This is a genomic window from Campylobacter sp. IFREMER_LSEM_CL1846, from assembly GCF_025772105.1.
Lineage (GTDB): Bacteria > Campylobacterota > Campylobacteria > Campylobacterales > Campylobacteraceae > Campylobacter_D > Campylobacter_D lari_D.
On the sequence record NZ_JAKMRM010000005.1, the window covers coordinates 80424 to 101163 of the forward strand.

Consider the following 20740-nt stretch of genomic DNA (forward strand, 5'->3'; position numbering starts at 1 on the left):
ATGCAATTTCAAACTGAAGTTAATCAACTTTTACAACTTATGATTCATTCTTTGTATTCTAACAAAGAAATTTTTTTAAGAGAGCTTATTTCTAATGCAAGTGATGCACTTGATAAACTTAGTTATTTAAGCGTGAGTGATGATGCTTATAAAAATTTAAAATTTGAGCCAAAAATTCAAATTAATTTCAATCAAGAAGCAAAAACCTTAACTATAAGTGATAATGGTATAGGTATGAATAAAGACGATTTAATCAATCATCTTGGAACCATTGCTAAAAGTGGCACAAAAAGCTTTTTAGAGAACTTAAGTGGTGATGCCAAAAAAGACTCTCAACTTATAGGACAATTTGGTGTAGGTTTTTACTCTGCTTTTATGGTAGCTTCCAAAATAGAAGTTTTAAGCAAAAAAGCATTAGATGATAAAGCTTATCTTTGGACTTCTGATGCTAGTGGCTATGAAATAGAAGATGCAAATAAAGATGAACAAGGCACTTGCATAACCTTGCATTTAAAAGATGAAGAGTTTTTAAACTCATACCGCATTGAAAGCATAGTAGAAAAATATTCAAATCATATACAATTTCCTATTTTCATGGAAAAAGAAGAATATTTACCACTAGAAGAAGGCGAAAAAGAACCTAAAAAAGAATTAAAAAACACTCAAATTAATACAGCAAGTGCCTTATGGAGACAAAATAAAGCAAGTTTAAAAGCTGAGGATTATGAAAGATTTTATGAACAAAACTTCCATGATTCAAACAAACCTATGCTTTATATCCACACAAAAGCCGAAGGTTCTATAGAGTACAATTCTTTATTCTTTATACCTGCGCAAGCTCCATTTGATCTTTATAGAGTAGATTATAAAAGTGGTTTAAAACTTTATGTTAAAAGAGTTTTTATAAGTGATGATGATAAAGAATTATTACCAACTTATCTAAGATTTGTGCGTGGGATTATTGATGTAGAAGATTTACCGCTTAATGTTAGTCGTGAAATCTTACAAGAAAATAAAATCTTAAAAAGCGTTCAAGAAGCAAGTGTTAAAAAAATCCTAGCTGAACTTAAAAAATTCAAAGAGAAAGATAAAGAAAATTATCTTAAATTCCATGAAAATTTTGGAAAAGTTTTAAAAGAGGGTTTATATGGTTTTGGCGAAAATAAAGACGCTATAGCTAAGCTTTTATACTTTAAAAACTCAAACAAAGAAGAATTAATTGATCTTGAAGAGTATAAACAAAACCTAGCTGAAGGTCAAAATGAAATTTTTTATATTAGCGGAAAAAATGAAAAACTTTTAAGAAATTCTCCATTACTTGAAAGCTATAAACAAAAAAATATCAATGTTTTATTGCTTGATGAGGAAATTGATACCATAGTTATGCCTATGATGAATGAATTTGAAGGTTTAAAATTTAGCGCTATTAACCATCTAGCTAGTGAAGAAACTAGCGAAGAACAAAAGACTGAATTTGCAAGCTTACTCATCAAAATAAAAGAAGTTTTAAAAGATGAAGTTGAAGAGGTAAAACTTAGCCAAAGACTTTCAAATAGTCCAAGTTGTATTGTTTATGATCAAAATAAACCTGATTTTGCTATGCAACAAATTCTTAAACAAATGGGGCAAGAACAGCAAGTTAAACCTATACTTGAAATCAATCCTAATCATGAAATTTTAAAAGCCTTAAAAGAAAATGATACTTTAGCTAATGAAATGGCACATATTCTTTTAAATATGGCTAAGCTTAGTGAAGGTATGGGTATAGACAACCCTAGCGAATTTAACAATGCTTTAAGTAAAATCGTTTCCAAGGCTTTAGAAAAATGAAAAATATAGCTATTTCTAAAGATATTTTGCACGAATTTTGCATTATAGATGTAAGAACCCCAAGCGAATGGAAAAGCGGGGTTATAAAAGAAGCTTTACTCATCGCACTTTGCGATGATAATGGCTTTATGAATGAAAACTTTATCCAAGAGTTTAAAGAAAAAGTAGATTATCAAAATAAAAACATAGCCTTTGTGTGCGCTACAGGCTCAAGAAGCAAACATACTACTATGATGATAGAAGATACTCTAGGTATAGAATGCACTAATCTAGATGGTGGCATGGTAGCGCTTTTATCACAAGGTTATAAAGCTACAAAAAAAGAAGGTTGATTATGAAAAAAATATTTTTATCTTTAGCACTTTGTGCTAGTTTTGTTTTAGCAGAAGTGAAAAATATAGATATTAATGCGGATATTTTGGAAAATTATCAAGTAATTGATGTTAGAAAACCTAGCGAATGGGCACAAACTGGCACAATAAAAAATGCCATTAAAATTAGCTTTTACAATGAAGATGGCAGTGTAAATGAAAATTTCGTTGAGGAAATTAAAAAGATTTCAAGTAACAAACCTATCGCTATAGTTTGTAGAAGCGGCTCAAGAAGTGCTAAAGCTTCTGCTTTATTAGATCAAAATGGCATAGAAGTTACTAATTTAAAAGGTGGTATGAACGCACTTTTATCGCAAGGTTATAAAACCTCAAAGTAAGTCTAGTTAGACTTATTTTTTCTTTGGTCTAAATACAGAAATTACCTCTTCATTATTTTCAATATAAGCTCCACCTATTAAATCCACACAATAAGGAATAGCAGGAAATATAGGCTCAATACATTCTCTTATAGCTTTTGGATTACCCGGTAAGTTAATAATTAATGATTTTCCTTTTATACCCGCGCTTTGTCTTGAAAGTATAGCCGTTGGCACATATTCTAAGCTTTTTGCACGCATTAACTCCCCAAAACCTGGAAGCATTTTATCACACACCGCTTGCGTTGCTTCTGGTGTCACATCACGCAAAGCAGGCCCTGTACCTCCTGTAGTAAAAATCAAATCACATTTTACTTCATCAGCTAAATAAGCTAATTTTTCTATAATTAAATCATACTCATCAGGAATTAGCTCATAATAAAAACTTTTTTCATTTTTTATATAAGAATCTAAAATTTTTTCTATCTCTACTCCGGATTTATCTTCATAAACTCCGTTACTTGCTCTATCTGAAAGTACTAAAATTCCTATTTTTACCATTTTTACTCCATTATGATTTTTTCTACATCTTGTTTTTCTATTTTTTCATTTTCTAAAAGAATGCTAGCTAATCTCACTACTTTTTCTTTCATTAATTCTAAAAATTCTTTCACTTCTTGCTTTTGCTCTTGCAATAAACCCTCATTTGCCATAGCAAAAGTTTCCATGAAAGTGAGCAATTCTTTAACCTTTAAAAGATCACTTTGTGCATTAGTATAGCTTTCATTAAAAATAAGCTCCATAGCAACTGAGCCTGCTAGAAAAACTTTTATTTTATTTAATAATTCTGATTTTGATTTGATGGTATTTTCATACTCTTTAAATCTATCTTCGATTAGGGTAATTTTTTCAAATTTAACATCAAAATAAAAAGCACACAAAGCTTTAGCTGCTTGGTATGTGGCTTGAATTTTTCTTTCTTTATCGCTTAGAGAGAAAATCTTTTTTTTACCCATTAAAACCTTATTAAGCACTGCAAAAAAATCATTTTCTTCTATTAAATCTGATTTTCTTCTTATAGCATTAATAGCTGCTTCATTAACTAAAGTCTCTAAAGCTGCTCCGCTAAAACCCACACTAGCTTTTGCAATTTTTTCTAAATCTACACTAGATTTTTTTTCTTTCATATAATTTTGCAAAATATGCATTCTATCTTTAAAATCAGGCAAAGATATAAAAATTCTTCTATCAAAACGCCCTGATCTTAATAACGCTTTATCCATAAGGTCAATTTTATTTGTAGCAGCCATCACTATAACACCACTATTATCTTCAAATCCATCCATTTGAGTTAAAAGCTGATTTAGAGTATTATCTCTTTCTACATTGGAAAAATCCCCTCTACTTTTACCAACTGCGTCAATTTCATCTATAAAAATAATACTTGGAGCTTTTGATTTAGCTTTTAAAAAAAGTTCTCTAACTCTTTTTGCACCCATACCTACATAAATTTCTACAAAACTAGCCCCACTTTGATAAAAAAATGGCACCCTAGCTTCACCTGCTACTGCTTTTGCTATCAAGGTTTTACCTACTCCAGGAGGACCTACTAGCAAAACGCCTTTTGGCATTTTCACGCCAAAATCTTTATATTTTTGAGGATTTTTTAAAAAATCAACGATTTCCAAAAGCTCCACCTTAGCCTCATCAACCCCTGCTACATCTTTAAATTTAACTTCACTTACTACATCTTGTATGGTGTTATTTTGTTCATTTTTTTCTAAAATATTTTTTTCTAAAGAAAGTAAATTTTGCCTATCTTTGTTTTTTTTATTAAGAAAGAGTAAAAAGCTTATGAGAAAAGCAAGTAAAATAAATATCAAAAAAAACTCACTCAAATCATAATCTTTAGCATATTCTAAAGGAATTTTTTGCCACAAAGCATTTAAATCCACTACATCTTTAGCGATTAAAAAATTTCCTTCTTTGCTTTTTAATAATATTTCATTATTTTCTACTATAGCCTTTTGGATTAAATTTTGTTCTAAAAGCTCTTCATAAGCAGCCTTGCTAATATAATCTGGTTGATTTTTTAAAAATGCAATCAATATAAAAACACAAAGCAATAAAAATGAAGCCAAGATAATCTTTTTATTTTTCATCCTCTAACCTTAAATAGTTACAATCTTCTTTGCATTCATATTTTTCAATACTTATCCATTGTTTAGCAATATCTTCTTTGCTTGTAATTTTGATTTTATTAAAAAATTGATCATAGCCTTCATAAAAACCATCTTTTTTACTCTCGACTAAAATTTCTAAAATATTTTTTTGGTTTTTTCTAAACTCATAATTATTTTGTGCGACTATATCTTTTAAAATATTTAATCTTTCTTTGGCTATATCACCATTAATTCGCTCACTCATAGAAGCAGAATGCGTTCCATCGCGTGGTGAGAAAATAAAAGCATGGATATGTGTGAGTTTAAATTGTTTGAAATTTTCTAAAGCTTCTTGCCATATCAACTCACTTTCCCCAGGATGTGCCACGATAAAGTCTGTTCCTAAAGCAAAACCTTTTTGATTTAACTCATTAAACAATGCTAAATCATTTTGCGTGTGTGATCTTCTACGCATGATGCGTAGCATTTTCTCATGAGTGTGTTGCAGGGCAATATGCAAATGCTTTTCAAGCCAAGGTTCATCTAAAATTTCTTTAAAACTCTCATCAATTTGAGCAGGTTCTAAACTCCCAAGTCTTACTCTTTTTATACCATTAATCTTGCCTATTTCTTGCAGTAATTTTCCAAGTGTAGTTTTATCTTTTAAACCATAACTTCCTATATTAGTACCCGTTAAAACTACTTCACTATAGCCATTTTGAGCCAAAAGTTTGATTTGTTTTATTATTTCCTCACTTGGCATGCTTCTTGATTTACCTCTAACACTTGGGATTATGCAATAACTACAAGCAAAGTCACATCCTTCTTGAATTTTTACAAAAGCTTTAGTGTGATTTTCATAATTACTTACGATTTTTGTATCAATAAAGCGTAAATTTCCAAGCTCATAAAAGGCTTTATCCTGTGAGATTAACTCGTTAATTTTATCTTTATTAGAAGCTCCTAAAACTCCAAAAATTTCTTTTTTATTAAAAAAATCCTTTCCCTTGCTTACAGCACCACAGCCTGTAAGTATAACCTTAACTCCATTTTTTTTTACACTATTAATATAACTTCTAAGCCCACTATCAGCACCATTTGTAACCGTGCAAGAATTTATCACTATCACATCAGCTTCTTGTTCATTTTGTGTGACAATATGATCTTTAATATAAGTTTTTAATAATTGCGTATCATAAATATTAGTTCTACAACCAAAAGTTTTAAAATATACCTTTTTTTTCAAATATCTTCCTTATTTTCTATAAATTCATGTTTTGCCATATATAAATTTTGTGATGGATAGGCTATTTTTATATCATCATGTTTATTAAATTCATTGATAATTTCTTTACTTATATTACTTCTTAAAACCAAGGCCGCATAAGAATTTGTCATATACCAAGCAGAAATTCTCATACCATAACCTTCTAAAAATGTAAAAAACCTAGGTTCTACTTTAGGATTTCTAATGCTGTATTCATTTCTTAATTTATTCATGGATTCTTTTGCAATTTTTGTATAGCCTTTGGAAGCTTTTATAACGATTTCTTCTACTATATCTAAGGCTTTTTGATGATTTGAATCAAAAGTTAAAGTAATATCAAGTCCATCCCAAATTGTTTTCATCCCATGATGAGTATAATTTGATATAAGATTGGTAAAAATAAAATTATTTGGTATGAAAATTATCCTACCACTTCTTCGATTATCTGTATAAGTTAGTAAAGATATATCTTCATACAAAGTTATTCTTAAAAACGAAATATCAATTATATCGCCGATATAATGTGTATTGTTTTGAAAAACTCTCACCCTATCGCCCACTCTAAAACTTCCACCAAAAACTATCACACACCAACCAAGCATAGACATAAACATATCTTTCATAGCAATAGCCAAACCAGCAGAAGCAAAACCAAGCACAGTAACTAAATAGCTGATATTTTCAATATATCCAAAAAGCAAGATTAAAACAATTACATTGATATTAATAAAATTAATGATTTTATTTGCTGTATAAAAGCGATCATTATCACCTATATATTTTCTAGCTATAAATTTGAGTAAAAATGCTATGGCTACAACTATAACAATAGCCAAAACTATATTGAAAGCTCTTACACCCTGAATTTTAATTGAAGCTGTCGTTTTTTCAATCTCTTCTTGAATTTTTTTCTCATACACAGAATAAGAAATTTCTCCAAAACGCAGAGTTTGTGAAAAATCTCTAACCATTTGATTGGATATTTTTAAATATTCATCATGCTCTTTATTAGAAGATAATTTAGCTATTTCAGCTACTAAAACATTTTCTTTTATAAGCTCATCTAAAGTTTGCTTAAAACTATTTAAAAGATTGACATATTCTTCTTTGTCGCGTCTTAATTTTTTTATATGTGAGTATGCTGAAATAATAGCCAAAGGATTAGTTAGCTTATCTATTTTATCAACTTCTTCAGGTGCCAAAACCATCTTAGAAAAATTTGCACTTTTATACTCACTTAAAAGCTCTAATCTTTCTTTTAAAATTAAAATTTGTCTTTCTATAATGCTTTTATTGCGTTCATTAGCTTTTAAACTTTCTTTTTCTAAAGCCAAAATTTCATCTTGAGTTTTTCTGTAAATGTTAAAATTATTATATTTAATTATCCAAGTATTATATGCTAAATTATTATGTAATTCATTTAATTTTTGTTCTAAATGCTCTATATCATCTTGCGCTAAAAGTAATGTAAAGGGTAAGAGCAAAATCAATATAATTTTTTTCATGCAAACACCTCTAAAGTGTGTAAAATATCTTCTTTAGATATATCATTTTTTATACAAGCTTTTCCTAAACCACAAGCTAAAACAAAATTAATCTTTTGAAAATGTGTTTTTTTATCTAAGAAAAAGGCATTATAAAACTCTTCTATATTTGAAATTTTATAAGATATGGGTAATTTAAATTTCACAAGCAATTTTTGTACTCTTTGGCATTCTTGCTCGCTTAATAACCCCAAATTTAAAGCTAGAATATTTGCCATGTTCATACCTATAGCCACGGCTTCACCATGTAAGTACTTTTTATATCCTGTTTGATTTTCTATAACATGAGCAAAAGTATGCCCATAGTTTAAAAGCATTCTTAAGCCACTTTCTTTTTCATCTTGTGAAACCACATTAGCTTTAAGTTCTATACTTTTTTGGATGATTTGAGCTAAAATAATATCATCTAATTTAGCATTAAAAATTTTATCCTCGTCCAAATTTTCCAAAAAAGATAAAATTGCTTCATCAAAAACCACAGCCATTTTAGTAAATTCAGCCATACCTGCAGCTAGCTCTCTTGAAGGTAAAGTTTTTAAAAACTCACTCTCACAATACACTGCTTTTGGCTGATAAAAAGTGCCTATTAAGTTTTTACCAAATTTATTATTCACTCCGGTTTTACCACCCACACTTGCATCCACGCAAGCTAGTAAAGTTGTAGGGATATTGATAAATTCTATCCCTCTTTGATATATACTTGCTACAAAACCACCCATATCAGAGATCACCCCACCACCAAAGCTTATGAGTAAGCTTTTTCTATCTAGCTTATAAGTACACATTTGATCTAAGATATATTCTATAGTTTGTAAATTTTTATACTCTTCGCCATCTTTGATTTTTATAACAAAAAGTTCTTTAGCATGAATTTTTTTCAAAAGTGTATCCAAATGTAGTTTTGCAACTAATTCATTAGTTAAAATCACTACCTTAGTATCAAAATTTAATTTTTCTAACTCATTTATATAGACATTATAACTTGTATTTTTATCTAAATTTACCTTAACTTGCATTCTTTTCTCACAATGATGGTATAAACAATTGATAATTTTTATTCATCTTATAATATATCGTATTTAAATCCGTTTTTAAAATTTTATTGAAATTGTTTCCTAAAATTTTTTCATTAAATGGTACAAAATGCAATATATTTTGTTTGTAAGAAAATTTATTAATAGGATTATGTTCTTTTTCTTCTATCAAAAGTAATTTTTCATCATGAAGTTTTGAAAGGCTTTCAAAATACTGATGATATTCAAAAATTTCAGCTTTATTTAATTTTAAAGCATAGTAATACAAGGCAAGGCCTAGTTGAATTTGCTTGTTAAAATCAAGCATAATAGAAGCAATACCCTCTACATCTTCAAAATTTGAACTTAAAACTACAGAAGATTTTAAATCTGCAAAATCCCCTTTACCTGCTTTTAACACAGGAAGTTTTAAAGTAAAAAGAAAACTTTTTTCTTTTTCAAAAAGATAATCCTCCACCACTAGCAAACCTATGCTAGTATTTTCCACAAAAGGTTTAATGTTTTTTATATTTGTGCTTTCAAAGTCAAATATCACTTCAGTGCTATTTTTATGCAAGGATTTAAGTTTATAATACATAGGAGTTAAAGTAGGATTAATCACCTTAAAATAAAGTTTTTTGCTATTGATTCTTACATGCAAAAGCAAGCTTGCAAAAATAAGCTTTTCTATAGCAAACTCACTCATTTTTTTCATATCTATAATACAAAGTATATTATCTCCAAAAGGCGATGGAAAGCGTCCTAAGCTTGTTTTAACATTAGTAAAAACACTTTGCAAAACTTTAGGATCACCTACGATTAAAATGCTATCATTTGGCATTAAAATAAGCCCAGGTCTTGCCAGAATAAATTCATTATTTCTATAAACCATTACAATTTTAAAGCGTTTTTGACTAATAGAGCTTATGTGCCTATAAGCAAAGCTTGATCCTGCAGGAATTTTAACTTCCATAATCTCACCTTGTCCAAGCCCTATAAATTGTGCCATTGAAGGCATATTATCCAAACAACCTGTCAATCTTGTACTTAAAGTATCATAAATATTAATTACTTCACAAAAATTATCATCAATTTGGCTATTCCACAAATCCATAATAACTATATTTAATCTTGGGTATAATTTTCTTAAATTTTTATAGCAAGCTAATGTATCTGCTTCTTCTTGCATATAAATAATAGCTTGATGAAAATTTTCTTTTAATAAATTTTCTAGCTTAATCAAACTCGTAGGATCAAATTTAAAAAAAGAAATTTGTTCATTCTCTAAGTCTAAGTCTACGCTATCATCATTATAATACACAACACTCAAAGACTCTTTGAAGGTTTTGTTATTATAAATTTTCTTTAAAAAATCTTTCGCAAAAGGTCCATCAGCTAGTAATAAAATCTTATTCATTCACACCTCTAAAATATAAAGTATAATTATAGCAAAGTTATAGTTTATATTTTAAAGTTTTTATTTTTTCAAAATATATTCCACTACTTAATATATCTTTTTAAATTAACAAAAATTATTATTTTTCATTCAATAAGAATCTTAATGATGGATACTTATTTAGCTTATAAAAGGATTTTAAAGTTAAAGAGATATAATAAATATTCCTCACATGTCAATTAAAATCTACTTAAAAAAACTGTATAATATATTTTTTGGATAAAATTATCACAAATTTAGAAATAATTTAACATCTTAAAACTAAAATATATCAACAAGAAAAAGTTCATTTTGTCTAAAACTACTTTAAAGATTTAAAAATAAAAATTATATCATTTAAATAAAACAATTTTTATAAAAAACAATATTTAAAGACAAAATAAAAATAAAACTTACAAGAATCAACTATTTAAGTGAAATAAAAATATCAAAAAGAGAGAAATTTTTGTAAAATAATGCTATTGATATACAAATAGTAATTGCAATAAAAAATTTATTATTTATAAATTTTAATAAATTTAACAAAAAAATAGTTTAGCAGACGGTAGTTTATGTTGCTTCAAACTATAAATTCTACTACAACATACCTCGGAAAAAGATAATGAATTAATAAACTACTATGTTAGATATACTATTTAACTTAAAAATCAACTAGATAACTTTCTATGCATTTGATTTTAATTCCAACTTTTTTGAGCATTTGCTGCACTTATAAGATATATTTAAATAATTTATTTTCATATGTAAATCATAATTCACTTTATGGATAACACCAATACAATCACATGTATACTCAAATATTTCTTCGCTTTTTATCATCTCGTTTTGTTTTGATAAATTTTGATTAGATGAATTTTGAACATAATCTCTTATTTTCATATCATGTATACTAAAATGATTAAAAAACCATGATGATACTATATTATAAAGTTCATTTTTAAGTTCATTAGTACTACAACACTCATATAATAGACTTTTCATAGATTTTACAATATTTTTATGCATTATTATATGCTCATCTAAATATGGATATTTAATTTCTCTCATATATTCCTCTTCATCATCAAAATGATTTTTCATATATGAAAATAACTCCATTAATACTTTTTTTAATTCTGTTTTATAAATATGTCTATTTGAAAGTCTAAAAACTTCTAAAGTTAAAGCAAAAAATCTCTGATGCTGTAAATCTATTTTTTCATTGCCTAAACAATATTCATCACTCCAAGAGGGAAAATTACTTACCATATATCCCCCGCCGATTAAATCAATCGAATATTTTGCTGACAAATTTTACAATCATACTTAGCACCATTAAAAATTTTAAGATACATATTATGTGAAATTTTATATTTTTTATTTAAGCATCCACAAGTATAGAAAACATATTCTTTTTTTCTTAAAATTAGCATATTTTATATCTTCCTCTAAAATATGCTTAATAATATTATCATCTATAAAATCACTAAATTTTGTTTTAAATTCATTTATGTTTGATGTGTTTTTAACTAAAGAAGCTAATGAAGACATAATTTTTTTATGCTCTTTCATATGTATATCGATATATGGGTAAGCAATCCTTTTCATATATTTTTCTTCATATTTTGCATGATCTTTAAGTTGTTTTAAAAATTCAATCGAAAGCATTCTAACTTCATTAATACTTACATGATTATTTTTTATAAAATAAATTTCTTTAGCTAAATCAAATAAGCTTTTATGTTGTATATCAATAATACTATTCCAAACGGTATATTTTTGAGTCCATATTTTCATATATAATATTCCTTATTTTGTAGTATATATAATAGTATTATCCATAAAATAAATATTAATATATATAATTATTTAATAAAAAATTTATTTAAAAAACAACTTAGCAAACTAGCAATAATTATAAAAATAATATAAATATAAAAATACTCCTTATATACAAAATTAACAATAAAAGGGGTTATAAAACCCAAAATCGCATAAGAAATATTATAAGCAAAAGAAAGACCACTCGATCTTAACTCTGTGGTAAAAATTTGAGTCATAAAAATAGGAGCAAAAGCTATAATACCTTGTGCAAAACAAGCAAGCAAATAAAATAACAAAAACCACTCATTATAAAAGCTAAAACTAATGCCAAAAATTCCAAAAAGCAAAGTAAAAATAAAACAAATTTTAAAATGTCCTAAAAAATCTGCTAAATATCCTTGCGCTAAACTTCCTAGTATGATCATCACTATGGCCAAATTTTGATATAACAAAGCAGTAGTTTTGCTAACTCCTAATAAGCTTTCAAAATATTGTGGCAGTATCATTAAAGTAGCCACCCCACTTGTTAAAACCACAGTAAGTAAAGCGCATATTAACATACTTTTTTTATGTGTTTTTAAAGCCTGCAAAAGTGGGAAATTTAAAATTTTTTCTTTTGCTTTTATATTTTTAAAAGCTGGTGTTTCATTCAATTTCGTGCGTAAAAATAAAGCCAATATACCAAAAAATCCTCCTATAAAAAAAGGAATTCTCCAAGCAAAGCTTTCTACTTCTTCTTTATCAAAATACGCATATATAGTCAAAGTCGCTAAATTTCCAAGCAATAAACCTAAAGTCAAAGTCGCTGAAATAAAACCAAGTGCCAAACCAAGTCTTTTTTTACTCACAAATTCACTCACAAAAATCCAAGCACCACTAACTTCAGCTCCTATGGCTAATCCTTGGGCTATCCTAATAACAAAAAGCATAAAAGTAGCCAAAAGCCCTATGCTTTCATAAGTAGGTAAAAAGGCCAAAACAAAACTTGGTACAACCATTAAAAGCATACTAATATAAAAAACATTCTTACGCCCTTTTATATCTGCAAAATGCGCTAAAACAACAGCACCAAAAGGTCTGGCTAAATACCCTGCCCCAAAGGCTACATAAGTATAGATTAATGGCCAAAAATCATCATTTTGAGGAAAGAAAATTTTTGCAAAAACACTTGCAAAGAAGATAAATAAAACAAAATCATAAAATTCTAAAATACCACCTAAAGAAGCATAGATGGTATTTTTAAAAGCTTTTTGCATTATTAAATTTTGCCACCTTCAATTACTACATCATCAGCTTTTATATCATCACTAAAAAACGGCTTTAAAGTTTCATCATAAGCTTTGTGGAAAAATTGTTCATTTTGTAATTTTAAAATCAAATCATTGATAAAATTTAACATAGCTTCGTCACCTTTTTTTACAGCAGGAGCTATAACATCATGATTTCCAAGTTCTTTAATCACTACTTCAAAATTTGGATTTTCTTTAGCCCAGGCAAAAAGCAATGCATTATCATGACTTAACGCATCACCTCTTTTACCAATTAAAGCTGCAAAAGTTTCTGTATTTTGATCAAATTTAATCGTTTTAATATCTGGCATATTTTTTGTAAAATACGCATCAGCTGTTGTGCCTTTATTTAAAATTAAAGTTTTATTTTTTAAATCATCTAAAGTTTCAATATCTGACCCTTTAGGAGCCACCACCCCAAGAGCAACTTTCATATAAGGTAATGCAAAATCAACCACAGCTTCTCTTTCTGGGGTTTTTGTAAAATTTGCTAAGATTAAATCTACTTTATTTGATTCTAAAAATTCTACTCTATTTGCTGCTTCAACAAGTACAAATTGCACTTTTGACTCATCACCCAAAAGTTCTTTTGCTATGCGTTTAGCAAAATATACATCATAACCTTGATTTTTCCCTTGTGCATCTAGGTAGCCAAATGGAGGTTTATCGCCAAATACACCTATACGGATTACACCTTGCTGTTTGATTTTCTCTATGGAATTTTCATTAGAGCTTGAATTTGAGCATGCACTAAAAAAAAGTGCCATCAAAAATGATAAAAGAAAAATTTTTTTCATGTTTTATCCTTATGATTAAAAATTTAAATTTTTAAACCTTATATTATTTTTTTAAATAAATATTTTAAAAAAATAAAATTAACGATGAAAATCAAACAAATTGAGAAATTTTTTCGCACGATCTGTCTTTGGATTTTCAAAAAATTCATCAGGATTTGAAATTTCTACTATTTTACCATCATCCATAAAAACTATTTTATCAGCAACTGCTCTTGCAAAACCCATTTCATGTGTAACTATAAGCATAGTCATACCATCTTTTGCCAAATTTAAAATCACATCTAAAACTTCACGCACGATTTCAGGATCAAGTGCTGCTGTAACTTCATCAAAAAGCATGATTTCAGGGTTCATACAAAGACTTCTAACTATGGCTATGCGTTGCTTTTGTCCACCGCTTAATTCTTTAGGATAAGCTTTTATTTTATGCAAAAGTCCTACTCTATCAAGCCAGTATTTTGCTTCTTCTAAAACCTCTTCTTTTTTTCTTTTTTGCACCTTTAAAGGTCCTAAAAGTATATTTTGCTCAACATTTAAATGATCAAAAAGCTCATAAGATTGAAACACCATACCTATTTTTTGACGAATTTGAGTCCATTTTTTATAATTTTTATCAATTTTCTCATCATCTACTAAAATAGCTCCATCAGCCATTTCTTCTAAGCCATTAATACATCTTAAAAGTGTAGATTTCCCACAACCACTTGGACCTAGTATAACCACTACTTCTTTTTGATTTACTTCTAAATTAATATCTTTTAAAACATGATGATCATCATAATATTTTTGTAAATTTTGTATTTTTAAAATGCTCATATTAGCTCCATTTTTTCTCTAAAAACTTTGAATATACTGACAAAGGATAACAAAGTATAAAATAAATCAATAAAATCAAACCATAAATCACAAAAGCCGCGTAAGAATTTTGAAATAAATTAAGCTCAATCACTTGTTGACCTACTTTAATAAGCTCTATACCGCCGATTAGATAAATCACTGAAGTGCTTTTAATAATTCTTGTAAAAAGATTAATACTCATTGGCAATAATCTTCTCAAAGATAAAGGTATAATGATAAAAAGATAAACTTCGAATTTATTAAAACCTAGTGAAAGTCCTGACTCATACTGATGTTTTGGTATACTTGCTAAAGATGATCTAACCAAATCCATCATCTCAAATACACCCCAAATACTAAAAACAATAATACTTGAACCCAAAGCACTCAAATGCCATCCAAACCATTTCGCCAAGCCAAAATGCACTATAAAAAGCCAAACAATCAAAGGCATAATACGCACAAACTCAAGCATAAAACGACAAAAAACATAAAGGAATTTGTTTTTAGAATGCATTAAAATTCCAAAAAATACTCCTCCTATGAGTGAAATCAAAACACTAATCAATGAAAGCTCTAAAGTAACCTTTAAACCTTGCGCTAGTCTAAAAAAGGTATCTTGATTTAAAATTTCAAACATAATTTAACCTTTTTTCTATACGGTTTAACACTAAAGATAAAGGTAAAATCAAGATCAAATAACAAAGCACCAAAGCAAATAATGCTTCGTTGCTTTTATAATAAAGCCCTATAAGATCTTTAGCCACATATACTAAATCTGCTAAAGCAATAATGCTTACTACTGAAGTTTCTTTAAGTAAAAAAATGATATTTGCACTAATGCTTGGCATAGCTATACCCAAAGCTTGAGGCATAATAATATAACGGAAATTTTGCCATTTACTCAAACCCAAAGAAAGTCCTGATTCATATTGTTGTTTTTTAACCGCTTCCATACCCGCTCTTAAACTTTCAGCCATATAAGAACCACCTAAAAAACTAAGTCCTATCACAGCACAAGCAAAAGAGCTAAGTTGAATTCCAAATTCAGGTAAAGCATAATATAAAAAGAAAAGTTGGATTAGCAAAGGTGTGTTTCTTGAAAATTCTATATAAATTTTACAAATTGTGTTTAAAAAGGAAAATTTAAAATAACTCACTCCCACACAAAATAAACCTACTAAAAATGAAAAAAACACCCCATAAATAGCAAGTTTTAATGTAAGCCAAGAAGCTTGTATAAACATAGGGCTAAACTTGACTAAAAAATCAAAATCCATGAAACCATCCATACTTTAAAATATAATATTGTAACAAATAAGACTTAAAAAGACTTAATTAAATTTTGCATTTTTTCTTTATTTAAAATTACTATTTTACCTTTATTTGTGCAAATAAGCTCATTTTGTTTTAATTCTTTTAAAAAACGCGACAAAGATTCTGGGGGTAAATTTAAAATCACAGCGATTTCTTTTTGTTTTAAATTTTGTAGCTTTTCTTCATTTTCTAGTAAAAAGCTGACTAATCTTGACTTTAAATCCAAAGATTTTTGTCTGATAAAATTTTCTAAAATTCGAATTTTACCGATTAAAGAAGTCAAAAGTAAAAAACTAAATTCTCCATTTTCTAAGCATAATTTTTTAAATTCATTAAAATCAAAAACACAAATTTCACAATCTTGCTCACAAATTGCATTGGCTGGGTAATCAATACCCTCAAACACAGGCATTTCAGCTATAAAATTCACCGGAGTTAGAGCGTGTAGTGTTAGCTCAAAACCTTTTGCATTCACCTTGTATATACGCACTTTTCCACTTAGTAAAATGTAAATTTTATTTGCTTTTTCACCTTGAAAAAATAAAATATTTCCTTTCTTAAAATACTTCTTTTCGCCCTTTGAAATCAAAATTTCAAAATGTTTATCCATTTTTTTCTTCCATATTTTTAATACTTTCTTTTGCTTTTAAAACCAGCTCTTCATCATCTGCAAAATCAAAAAATTTAAAGTGATTTCCATGTTGCACTCTACCATCTAGCAAATCCCCACTTAACCTGTTTTTTAAATCAAGCTCAGCTATTTTAAACCCATCTAAAGTTTTAGCAAATTCAAGCAAACGACTTGGAATTTCTTTTTGCTTAGTATATAAATAACAAAAGCTCTCAAGCCCTACTCTACCTACCCTACCTCGAAGCTGATGTAAGGTAGCAAGCCCAAGTCTTTCAGCCCCAACAACTACAATCACGCTTAATCTTGGTAAAGAAATTCCCACTTCAACCACAGTCGTAGAAAGTAAAATCGTGCCTTTTTCTCTAAATTCTTGCAAAATTTGATCTTTATTTTTATCTTTTCCATGAGTCACATAAACATTTTTGTATTTGTTTATCCAATACCCTTGTGCTTGTTCTAGCGATAAATAATCTATATTTTCACTTTCATTTACCAAAGGATAAATGATGATCACTTGATGATTTTTAGCTAGTTCATCGTCGATTTTTTTAAGCAAATATTTAAAATCTTTATCTTGTATGCAAAAAGTTTTAATGTCTTTTTTAAAAGGCATTTGTTTAATAAAACTAAAATTTACAAGCTCACTTTGTATCATAGAAAGTGTTCTTGGTATAGGTGTAGCAGAAAATTGCACGATATGTGGAGCATATTGAGAGTTTTTACTAAGCTCACTTATTTTTTGTCTTTGATTAGAACCAAAGCGATGTTGCTCATCTATCATCACTAAAACTGCTTCAAATTCTTCTTGATGAATGAGCGCATGTGTACCTATGATAAAATGGGCTTGTTCTTTTAATTTTGCTAAATCTTTATCTTTTTTACCACCCTTTAAAAGCAATACATTAACAAAATCAGGCAAAAGTCTTTTTGCTTCATGATAAATTTGCTCTGCTAATATACTAGTTGGAGCCATTAAAATAGCCTTTTTAGGATATACTAGCAAACTTGCAGCAAGTATGACCAAAGTCTTACCACAACCCACATCACCCATCACCACACGCCTTTTAGCGACTTTATTTTGCAAATCTTTTTTAATATCTTCTATTGCTAAAAACTGATCATTTGTAGGGCTAAATTCTAAACCCTTAAGCCAAGAGCTTATATCAAAAAGTTCTATTTCATAAGCATTTTGTGATATTTTTTTACCCTTTAAACGCCTTAAATGATTAAAAATTTCTATATATTTTAAGTCTTTAACTATGGCATTAAAATTTTCATAAAGAATTAAATCATCATAATTGTGTAAATTCAAAAGTAAATTGATATATTTTTGTTCTAAATTTAGCGCTTTTAAATTAGCTTCATTGACATATTTTAAAATAAGTTTTTTTATGCTTTCATCTTTAATAGAACTAATTTGGTATTTAGGGACTATTTGACCTATATTTTTTACTATTTTTGGGTTTATAAACTGCCAAATTCCATTAAAAAAATTCATCTTTGCATGGATACAAATTAAAGCATTATGTTTAAAAATTTTAAAATGCCACTTATTAGGATGAAAAATTACTATATTTGCTTTTATACCCCATTCTAAACATTCACAAAGTATAAAAAGTTGGGAGTGATGATTTTGTGTGCTAATAATTTTTACATTTTGAGTGCAAAATGTATCTTTTGGAAACTTTGAAATTCTAAAATCATCAAATTTTTTAGGTAAAATCAAAGCCAAATCGATACAATTTTTAACCCCTAAAGCATGAAGTAGTTTTAAGTCCTTTTCTTCAACTTTCATTTTCTATGCTTGCAAAACTCACTTTGGTAATTTCACTATGTGCTTTGATAAAGTCATTTAACTCATCTAAATTAGTGTTTTTAATCTTTTGCATTTCTTCTTTTAAATTTCCAAGTTTTAAACCATGCAAATATTCATTTAGCATTATATCTAGTCTTTTAGCCAAGTTTTCATACCTTAAAGGCATAGAGCCTACTAAAAATTGTTTAGCTAGTTGAAATTCTTTTTCATTGACTCCATTTTGGACAAAGTTTTCAAAAACTTCCTTAACTAAAGCTTTAGCCTCATTAGAACTTTCATTTTTAGTTTGCAAATACCCAAAAACTCTACTATAATTTAAATTTACATCAAGCATAGCATATGCTGAATACGCCAAGCCTCTTTTTACACGCACTTCTTCCATCAAACGCGAACCAAAACCACCTTGACCTAAAATAAACAAAGCAAGTTTAGCTAAATACATTTTCTCATCATTAATTTGTATATTAAATGGAGAGCAAAAGTATATATAAGCTTGCTCAGTGCTTTTTTGCTCACTTACTTCTATACTCTCATCAACGAGCTTGTAGCTTTTGTTTTGATTTGGGGCATTTCTTTTTAGAATTTGGCAAATTTTTTCTACTTTAATCTTTACTTCATCTTCTTTAATATCTCCACCAAAAACAAATAAAGCATTATCAAGTACTAAATTTTCACTCATAAAATCTTGTAATTCTTTTAAACTAATCTTTTCTATGCTTTCTTTAGTCCCATCAAGACCACTAGCAAAAATTTCATCTTTAAAAACATTCTTATTCAAAAGTCTTTTTGCTTGATAATCATAATCAGTATTTAAACTTGCAAGTTCACCCAAAGCTAAAGTTTTTAATCTTTGTAAAATTTTTTCTTCAAAACGCACACTTAAAAACAATTCTTGTAATTTTTCTAAAGCAAAATCAAAATGTTCTTTCAAGCATTTAATACTAATTTGAAAATGTTCAAAACTAGCCTTAGCATAAAGCTCTATAGCACGGTATTCTAAGCTTTTAAAAAACTCATCATTACTTCCTTCATTTAAAAGCCTAGCAAGCATACTTGCACAACCTCTATTGTGTTTTTCTGCTATTTTTCCACTATTTTTAAAAATGAGCTTAAAAAATACTACAGGAAGCTCATTTTCATACTCATATATTATGTCTATTTTAGTTTCATTAAAGTCTAAATTTAACATTAAAACCTTTCTAAAATATTATAAGCTGTATCGCGTTTGGCAGGTAATTCCCCTATATCTTTAATAAGTTCTATCATTTGTTCTTGATTCATTCTATATTTTGCACCAGCTGCGGCTACAACATTTTCTTCCATCATAGTTGAACCTAAATCATTTGCACCAAATTTTAAAGCAAGTTGGCCTATTAAAGAGCCTTGCGTTACCCATGAACTTTGTAAATTTTTAAAATTATCCAAATATAATCTTGCCAAAGCTAGCAATCTTAAATATCTATTAGAGCTTTGCTTGATGATTTCAGGATGTTTTTTGATCAAAGGGGTATTTTCACTTTGAAATGACCATAAAATAAAAGCTCTAAAGCCATTTGTTTTATCTTGCAAATTTCTTAAATGATCAAAATGTTCGATGATTTCCTCATCATTTTCAACCGTACCAAACATCATTGTAGCAGTACTTTTCATACCTATATTATGCGCACTCTCATGTACCCTAAGCCAAGTAGCCGTGTCGCATTTATGTGGCGCTATAATATCTCTCACCCTATCGCTTAATACTTCAGCACCCGCTCCAGGTATAGAAAAAAGTCCTTTGACTTGTAATCTTTTTAAAACCTCTTCTATAGAAATTTTAGAAACTCTTGCTATATAAGCTATCTCTACTGCTGAAAAACCATGCACGGTAATAGTTGGATAATTAGTTTTTATATAAGAAAGCAAATCTTCATACCATTCTATTTTAAGTTTTGGATGTACCCCGCCTTGAAATAAAATTTGCGTTCCACCTATAGCTTGTAATTCTTCTATTTTTTGCCCTATTTCTTCATATTTTAAAATATAGGAATCATCATCTTTTTCTTTTCTGCAAAAAGCACAAAAATCACAATCAATACAGCAAATATTTGTATAATTTATATTTCTATCTACCACAAAAGTAGTTATTTTTTCAGGATGAAGCTCTAATTTTCTCTCATAAGCCATTGCACCTAGTTCATATAAAGGTGCATTTTGGAGCAAATTTAACGCTTCTTTTTTACCTAATCTACTCATTCTTAAACCTTTTTATAAAAAAGGATTATTATAACATTTAAATGTAAAATAATCT

20 protein-coding genes are annotated in these 20740 nt (G+C 28.2%); 3 read left to right on the forward strand and 17 right to left on the reverse strand.

From position 1 onward, the window contains the following. The 3 genes from htpG to L8W40_RS03805 are packed head-to-tail and all read left to right on the forward strand — an operon-like array spanning position 1 to position 2539. On the forward strand, positions 1-1830 hold the full coding sequence (htpG, locus tag L8W40_RS03795; protein WP_263664700.1) for a molecular chaperone HtpG: 1830 nt from the start codon (positions 1-3) through the stop codon (positions 1828-1830). Further along, positions 1827-2162, forward strand: a complete 336-nt coding sequence (locus L8W40_RS03800; protein ID WP_263664701.1) for a rhodanese-like domain-containing protein — start codon at positions 1827-1829, stop codon at positions 2160-2162. The genes htpG and L8W40_RS03800 overlap by 4 nt, the downstream gene beginning before the upstream one ends. A gap of 2 nt (positions 2163-2164) precedes the next feature. Continuing rightward, positions 2165-2539 carry a rhodanese-like domain-containing protein gene (locus tag L8W40_RS03805; protein WP_263664702.1) on the forward strand — a complete coding sequence of 125 codons (375 nt, stop codon included), beginning with the start codon at positions 2165-2167 and terminating at the stop codon, positions 2537-2539. 12 nt (positions 2540-2551) lie between these two features. Here the strand turns inward: L8W40_RS03805 and mog are convergent, their stop codons facing one another. The 17 genes from mog to L8W40_RS03890 form a co-directional block, all read right to left on the reverse strand. After that, the gene (gene mog / locus L8W40_RS03810) at positions 2552-3079 is read right to left on the reverse strand and encodes a molybdopterin adenylyltransferase (RefSeq protein ID WP_263664703.1); all 528 of its coding nucleotides are present in this window, start codon (positions 3077-3079) and stop codon (positions 2552-2554) included. Between the two features lie 2 nt (positions 3080-3081). Further along, entirely contained in the window at positions 3082-4680 is a 1599-nt protein-coding gene (locus L8W40_RS03815; protein ID WP_263664704.1) for an ATP-dependent metallopeptidase FtsH/Yme1/Tma family protein, read from the reverse strand. After that, positions 4670-5926, reverse strand: a complete 1257-nt coding sequence (gene mtaB, locus L8W40_RS03820) for a tRNA (N(6)-L-threonylcarbamoyladenosine(37)-C(2))-methylthiotransferase MtaB (protein WP_133318946.1) — start codon at positions 5924-5926, stop codon at positions 4670-4672. The genes L8W40_RS03815 and mtaB overlap by 11 nt, the downstream gene beginning before the upstream one ends. After that, on the reverse strand, positions 5923-7452 hold the full coding sequence (locus L8W40_RS03825) for a mechanosensitive ion channel family protein (RefSeq protein ID WP_263659670.1): 1530 nt from the start codon (positions 7450-7452) through the stop codon (positions 5923-5925). Before L8W40_RS03825 ends, mtaB begins: the two co-directional genes overlap by 4 nt. Further along, positions 7449-8507 carry a 3-dehydroquinate synthase gene (gene aroB / locus L8W40_RS03830; protein ID WP_263664705.1) on the reverse strand — a complete coding sequence of 353 codons (1059 nt, stop codon included), beginning with the start codon at positions 8505-8507 and terminating at the stop codon, positions 7449-7451. Before aroB ends, L8W40_RS03825 begins: the two co-directional genes overlap by 4 nt. A 7-nt stretch (positions 8508-8514) precedes the next feature. Beyond that, the gene (locus tag L8W40_RS03835) at positions 8515-9921 is read right to left on the reverse strand and encodes a COG3400 family protein (RefSeq protein WP_133318949.1); all 1407 of its coding nucleotides are present in this window, start codon (positions 9919-9921) and stop codon (positions 8515-8517) included. A 702-nt stretch (positions 9922-10623) separates the two neighbouring features. Beyond that, positions 10624-11208, reverse strand: a complete 585-nt coding sequence (locus tag L8W40_RS03840) for a bacteriohemerythrin (RefSeq protein ID WP_263664706.1) — start codon at positions 11206-11208, stop codon at positions 10624-10626. A 108-nt stretch (positions 11209-11316) separates the two neighbouring features. Continuing rightward, the gene (locus tag L8W40_RS03845) at positions 11317-11736 is read right to left on the reverse strand and encodes a bacteriohemerythrin (RefSeq protein WP_263664707.1); all 420 of its coding nucleotides are present in this window, start codon (positions 11734-11736) and stop codon (positions 11317-11319) included. A 68-nt stretch (positions 11737-11804) separates the two neighbouring features. Beyond that, positions 11805-13019 carry an MFS transporter gene (locus L8W40_RS03850; RefSeq protein WP_263664708.1) on the reverse strand — a complete coding sequence of 405 codons (1215 nt, stop codon included), beginning with the start codon at positions 13017-13019 and terminating at the stop codon, positions 11805-11807. Between the two features lie 2 nt (positions 13020-13021). Then, positions 13022-13819, reverse strand: coding sequence for a cysteine ABC transporter substrate-binding protein (locus L8W40_RS03855; protein WP_375154872.1), 798 nt, complete (start codon positions 13817-13819; stop codon positions 13022-13024). Between the two features lie 108 nt (positions 13820-13927). Beyond that, positions 13928-14665 carry an amino acid ABC transporter ATP-binding protein gene (locus tag L8W40_RS03860; RefSeq protein WP_133318954.1) on the reverse strand — a complete coding sequence of 246 codons (738 nt, stop codon included), beginning with the start codon at positions 14663-14665 and terminating at the stop codon, positions 13928-13930. A 1-nt stretch (position 14666) separates the two neighbouring features. Beyond that, positions 14667-15326, reverse strand: a complete 660-nt coding sequence (locus L8W40_RS03865; protein ID WP_133318955.1) for an amino acid ABC transporter permease — start codon at positions 15324-15326, stop codon at positions 14667-14669. After that, positions 15319-15966: an amino acid ABC transporter permease gene (locus tag L8W40_RS03870; protein WP_133318956.1), complete on the reverse strand. Its 648-nt coding sequence runs from the start codon at positions 15964-15966 to the stop codon at positions 15319-15321. Before L8W40_RS03870 ends, L8W40_RS03865 begins: the two co-directional genes overlap by 8 nt. A 44-nt stretch (positions 15967-16010) precedes the next feature. Beyond that, positions 16011-16613: a Crp/Fnr family transcriptional regulator gene (locus L8W40_RS03875; RefSeq protein ID WP_263664709.1), complete on the reverse strand. Its 603-nt coding sequence runs from the start codon at positions 16611-16613 to the stop codon at positions 16011-16013. Further along, positions 16606-18429: an ATP-dependent DNA helicase RecG gene (gene recG, locus L8W40_RS03880; RefSeq protein ID WP_263662411.1), complete on the reverse strand. Its 1824-nt coding sequence runs from the start codon at positions 18427-18429 to the stop codon at positions 16606-16608. The genes L8W40_RS03875 and recG overlap by 8 nt, the downstream gene beginning before the upstream one ends. Next, positions 18419-19639 carry a M16 family metallopeptidase gene (locus L8W40_RS03885; protein ID WP_263662410.1) on the reverse strand — a complete coding sequence of 407 codons (1221 nt, stop codon included), beginning with the start codon at positions 19637-19639 and terminating at the stop codon, positions 18419-18421. The genes recG and L8W40_RS03885 overlap by 11 nt, the downstream gene beginning before the upstream one ends. Beyond that, positions 19639-20685 (reverse strand): dehypoxanthine futalosine cyclase, encoded by a 1047-nt coding sequence (locus L8W40_RS03890; RefSeq protein WP_263664710.1) that lies wholly within the window; start codon positions 20683-20685, stop codon positions 19639-19641. Before L8W40_RS03890 ends, L8W40_RS03885 begins: the two co-directional genes overlap by 1 nt. Between the last annotated feature and the right edge of the window lie 55 nt (positions 20686-20740).